General features: G+C 62.9%; 2 protein-coding genes and 2 pseudogenes. All 4 read right to left on the bottom strand.

The window, feature by feature from the left end; all coding sequences use genetic code 11:
* Positions 1-44: 44 nt before the first annotated feature.
* Positions 45-788 (bottom strand): annotated as a pseudogene (locus tag L3X40_RS20710) (ArdC family protein); the annotation flags it as partial.
* Positions 789-868: 80 nt separating this feature from the next.
* On the bottom strand, positions 869-2,959 hold the full coding sequence (locus L3X40_RS20715) for a ParB/RepB/Spo0J family partition protein (protein WP_237367262.1): 2,091 nt from the start codon (positions 2,957-2,959) through the stop codon (positions 869-871).
* Between the two features lie 141 nt (positions 2,960-3,100).
* Positions 3,101-3,712 carry a PAS domain-containing protein gene (locus tag L3X40_RS20720; RefSeq protein ID WP_092960026.1) on the bottom strand — a complete coding sequence of 204 codons (612 nt, stop codon included), beginning with the start codon at positions 3,710-3,712 and terminating at the stop codon, positions 3,101-3,103.
* A 207-nt stretch (positions 3,713-3,919) separates the two neighbouring features.
* A pseudogene (locus L3X40_RS20725) lies at positions 3,920-5,704 on the bottom strand (strawberry notch C-terminal domain-containing protein); the annotation flags it as partial.
* Between the last annotated feature and the right edge of the window lie 68 nt (positions 5,705-5,772).

Below are 5,772 nucleotides of genomic sequence, written 5' to 3' on the forward strand. Positions count from 1 at the left end.
GCCTGATTACTGCCTACCGTGGGCGTCCATCGCCGACCTTACTGCAAAGTTGCGAGCGGCGCAGACTGTCCAGATAATGCCACCAATTCCTCGAACGCATAAGCCTTGTCACCGAAGCGCTTACCGAAGGTCCGTGCAAGCCGGCTGGCATGGCCCGACCAATGGACTGTCTCGTGGCAGCGTGTGGACGCGTAATGGTCCATGCTGCGAAAGGCCGTTCGGTTCGGCAGCTGGATATGATCGAACGTCGGGGCGAAGTAGGCTTGGCTTCCGCCATGGCGAACGTCTGCGGGGATGGCCGCGAAGAAGGCGTCGATCGCCGCCTGCCGCTCGGACGGCACCAGAGGCTGCTCCGGTTCGTCAGAGGGATAGAAATAAGGTGGAAGGCCGTCGATCTGATCGGCGTTGAACACGATATAATGGCGCAGGAACCTGATGCTCCGCTCCACTTGCCGGCCGGTTTCAGGATGCTCCTCGCACTTCTTGAACGAGGAATAATAGACCGAGAGAGCGCCGGTCTCGCCCTTGCGGACGTGCCCGCCCAGCGTTGCCGCCTGGCGCCAGGTCATCCAGTAGCGCGAACGATAGCCCTGGGCATCGCCGAGCGCCCACAGATAGAGCGTATTGATGCCCTGATACGGCGTTCCGCAATGACGCAGAGGCCGCCCCCCTGCCCCGTTCGACCGCCAGGGCCTCGACCATGGCGGGACGCCCTCTTCGAGCTTGCGGATGATGAGGTCAGTGATTTCCGCGGCGACGTCACGGCTTGTGCGTTTTGGAGCAGACATGGCAGGTCTCCCAAGCGGAATGAGAAAATGCCGCCGACGCACATGCGCGCCGGCGGCAAGGTATAAAGGAGAGAGAGATGTCAGGCCGCGAGGGCGTCCTGATCCGGCGTTTGTGCGTCGGCCTCAAGCTCGTCGGCGTCCGCCCCTTCCGCATCCTCGATATCAGTGATCGCCTGATCTTCAGGATCGCCCTCGACGGGTTCGAGGTCGTCCGCCTCGGTCTTGTCGAGGAAGCGCATGGCGTCCGGGACCCAGGCGAGCGCCGCATCCCGCACCTCCGGCTCGACAATCGCTTCGCCTGCGAACAGCTTTGCGCACGATTCCGAGATCTCCGACTTCTTCATCGTCGCGTGACGCGCGGTCAGCGCCGCGCCGCCAACATCGGCCAGCAAGGTCAGGATCGAACCCTTGCTGATCCGATCGAAGAAGTTCTCCGAAGTCGGCCGCCACCAGCTTGCGACATCGACGTCCATGATCGTCGCCAGCCGGTTGTGGAGCGGGCACTGCTCGGCGCGGTAGCTCGCCTTCGCCTCGAGAGACATCGCGACGATGTAAGCGAGCCAGGCAGCCTTGCTGTCGTCGTCGAGCGCGCGGAACGCCTCGAACCGATCGACCTCGGACTTATGCTCCAGCCAGCTCGCATCGAGTCCGTCATGGGCCTCGGCGAGATAGCCCCGCGCGCGCGTCGCCGGCTGCTCGCCGCTCACCGGGTCCTGCGGTGAGCGGGCACGAAGGGTCGAGCCATAGGCGCTGAACGTGCTGGCGCGATCGTCGATCATGACGAAGAGCGCATAGTCGAGCGCCAGGGCCGGATGGCTAAGCAGGGTCGCTGCGAGCACGTCGCGCCGTTGCATCGCCAACTCGTCGTAGAGCCGGGCGCTGAGCGGTTTGCCACCCGGAGCGATCGCCTCAGGCGGCGGCGCTGGCGGCGTGTAGCTGCTGCCCGAGCCGGTTGACCCGTCACCGTCGGCGTCATCACCGTGGTCGTCCTCGCCGTCGTCTCCCGAGCCGCCGACGCGGACCGGCTCCTCACTGTAATATTCGGTGTCGAGGACCATCTCGCCCCTGGGCGTCAACTTGAGGAACGCGCCGACGAGCGGCTTGAACTCATCGGTCAGCACCGGCGGGATGTTGTGGAGCGCATGTTCTTCCTCGGAAAGCGCATCATATTCCTGGTCGAGCGCCTTGTAGGCGTCCTCATCGATGGACTCGTCGTCCATCTCCTCGGCGATAGCTTCCTGGCGCTGCGCAATTGCCTCGAGCCGAGCCAGCTGCTCCTCGGTCAAGTCAGGCTGCGGCAGGATCACCCGGTAGAGGCCCGCCGCCGCGCTATGCGTATAATTCGACGCGATCGGACGGATCCAAGCGAGGCCCAGTTCTTCACCGACTCGATTGGCTTCCGCTTCCATGATGTCGACCGCAAGCCGCTGCGCGATCTCAGGGTTGACCCATTTGTCGCCGCTGTCGCTGAAGAGGTCGCGGTCGATCTTGCCGCCAGCCTCGGCGTAGCGGTCCTCACCGACCAGGATCGCCACCGGATCGGTCGACTTCATCGTCTCGTTGGCGATGACGCGGCGGATGGTGTCGGCATTGGAATAGCTGGTGCCGTAGCTGTTCCAGACGAGGAGCTGCTTCTCCTGGTTTTCGGTCGAGGCATAGGCCTTGGCGACGTCAAGGGTGATCGTACCGTCGCTCAGCGCCTCAAAGATGGGCTCGGCCAGCGTGGCGAGACGCAGGCGACCTTCGACGAACCGGCGCGTGAGACCAAAGCGCTTGGCGACGCCGTCGATATCGTTGTTGAGGCCGATGAAATATTGGAAGGCCCGGCATTCCTCAGCCGGCGTCATCTTGAGCTGATGGAAGTTCGCGGCCGTCGAGGTTTCGGACAGCGTCGCCTCGTCGCCGACCAGCACCTTGACGGGAACGTCGTAGGTCTCGGCGTCGATCACGCCCCGCTCGGCGAGCATCAGGAGGCCGCGCAGCCGCCGGCCGCCGTCGAACACCTCGAAGGTGCCGCGCGGCTTCTTGACCGGGGTGACGAGCAGATTCTGCAGGACGCCGCGCGCTTCGAGATCGGCGGCCATCTGCGGAATCTCCAGGAGATCGTCGGGCCGCTTGCGGACATTGATGGGGGAAAGCGTAAGCTTCGAGAGCTTTACGGTTGTGGTCATCGGAGGAACTCCTTCTGGCATCCGGATCAGCCCGGACACCAGCTTCACTCCCCCCTTCCCTCTCGAACCCTGGGCCGCCACATGGGCCCAATAGACCTGTGAGAGCGGCGCCGGGCGCCGATGAGACGCGAACAGATGTCGTCAATGACCAGTGAAACCTGCAGCGCCCATTGTTTCGGTGACATCTCGTGCCTGGTGCAGAATGCAAACCAGCTGCGCTTCGTCATTTAGGATAGGAACGGACACCGTCTGCCAATAGCGCTCGAGAAACCGCCCATCGGAACCCCGCAGGTCATAGCGCTGTGCTTTCATCGCATGCTGGCACCGTCCCCGTGCCGCGATTCGGATGGAATCGAACAAGCTCGCGACGCCAGTCGCATCCTCGAGACCCGGATTGTCCGGAAAGACGTCAAAGAGCCTTTCTCCGGTCACTTTGCGGCGCTCGGTATAGGTGATGGCAGTATGCGCCTCGTTGACGTCGAGGATGCGCATACCAGCCCTCGGGTCGATGATCATCGTAGGCTCGGCGGCGGTCTCCGTCAGGCGGTGGAAAAGGCTTCGATCCCGTGTTGATAAGAAACCAAATTCAATAGGATATCTCTGTGCGCCAAGTGCGGCGGCGTTCAGCAATGCAAGCTCGCGTTGAATGGACCGGATCTGCTGGAGCAGATAGGTGCGCTCGGTGTCAGCAACGTCTGCGCCCAGGCAAGCCCTGAATTTCTTCAAGTTTTCGCGCAGGATGAAGCGTTGCATATTACGCCCCTTAAGGTTCCAATTGTGCCCAGTACTTCTGAACTTCTTCGGTCCCGAAAGGTTTCACCGATTCGCTCGTATCTGCAACGCGAAAACACACTGGACCACCGCAGCGCAAAGCGAACGGCTTGGGATAGGCTTGCAGGCGATGGCCGCCCTCACCGGTTTGTGAACGCTGTCGCCTGTGCCTGAACCGTCGGAGAGCCATCAACTTCGATCCTCGAAGATGCCAGACAAAATGATCTCGGCCGATGGCAGTGGCACGAACACACGGGTCCGATATTGTATCACTTCGGTAAAGCAGCCAATCGACTTGAGCCACGGCAGGCGATCGTGCGGACAGCCAACCAGTTCGATGCGAGGCGAGCCGTTGACGATCGAGCGCTTGATGGTGAGTGGAAACGGGTGCGAGACATCAATGCTCCGCCCCGCTGTCACCGCCTTGACCACGCTGTCCACCGGTAGGATTTCCGCGCGGTCGATACCGAGCTTGGCGAAGAGTTGGGGAACATGATCGTCGAAGACGAGGCGCCCCAACCATGACCGCCCTTCGCCATCGACGATGCGGTTGACCGCGAGATGGTCGTTCGGCAGCGCCGACCAGATGGGCAGGAGCAGGCCTGTGGCAAGCCGGATCGTTTCACTGTCCACGGCCTGACGGGCCGCTTCCGCCTCCTCTGCCCAGGTTGTGCTGAACATCTCGCGTGTCACCTCCTCCCAGGACGATTCATAAAGATCGTCTTCGCGCATATATTCGTTGCGCGTCGGCCGCATCATCTCGACGCGCGGGATCGGCGTGCCTTCCTTCTCCTCCATCAGGGCCCGCGCCCGGGTCCGGAGCGCGGACTTGCCGGACTTGCGATTGATCATGAAGCGGGCGCTGACATCGCCATTGGCGATCCGCAGGATGCGCTCCAGCGAGACTGGATTGCGCCGGCGTTCGATCTCGATGGTGAGCAGGTGCGACGTCGCGCCGGTGAGCGGATCGGTGCGCAGCACGACGTCGTCGATAAGTGTTGCCCGATCGACCAGGATCGTTTCGACCCCGACATCGAGGCGGCCGGCATCGCGCGCCGCCGAGACCCGGGTTTCGATGAGAGCGAGGAATTCGTCGAAGATGCTGGTCTGGAGAGCGATCGGAAGCGCTAGGAGACGATTGAGCCATCGCTGGATAGGCGGCATTTCATCCTTGAGGACGCCATCCTTGTCGACCAGTTCAAGGCCGGTGCGATGCTGGAATTCGTCGAGCGTGGTGCTGGCGAGCTTGCCCCCCGCCAGCAGGTCGAACCAGCTCAGGAGGGCAGCGCAGGCATATTCGCTCTCAAGGTTGTCGGCCGGGTCGAACAACCCCTGCCCGCCCGTCTGGCGCTGGCCGCGCGTGAGCGCCCCCAGACTGTCCAATCGCCTTGCGATCGTGCTGGTGAAGCGCAGCTCGCCCTTGCAGTCCGTGGTGACCGGCCGGAACAGCGGCGTGGTTGCCTGATGGGTGCGATGGGTGCGGCCGAGACCCTGAATCGCACGGTCGGCGCGCCAACCGGGCTCTAGCAGGAGATGGACGCGCTGCTCCTGGTTCGCCGCGTCGAGCGAGGCATGGTAACTGCGGCCGGTGCCGCCGGCATCGGAGAAGATGAGGATCCGCTTGCGGCCCGCCTGAAACGCCGCCGCCTCGGCCTGGCTTGTGCGCGCGGACCGGCTTTCAAGTTTCTGCCGGCCGTCGCTCGCCGTGATCAGGCGCTTGGTGCGGCCGGTGACTTCCGCAACCGTATCGTGACCGAAATGTTCGAGCAGGGCATCAAGCGCCGACATGATAGGCGGCATCGCGCAGAGTTTTTCGATCAGTTCGGCCCGCGCCGCCTCGGCTTCCGGATTGTAGACCGGGTTGCCGTTCTCGTCGGTCATCGGCAGCGAGCGCGGCGTACCGGTGTCGTCCTTGAAGATCTGCATCTGCCGCGTCGGGAACGCGCGCTCGAGATAGTCGATGATATATTCTTTGCAGTCGCAGTTTATGTCGAGCGTGGCGGCGGGAGGCGCAGGTTTCCTTCGGTTTTCCATGATTTCAC

Source organism: Rhizorhapis sp. SPR117 (assembly GCF_021742065.1).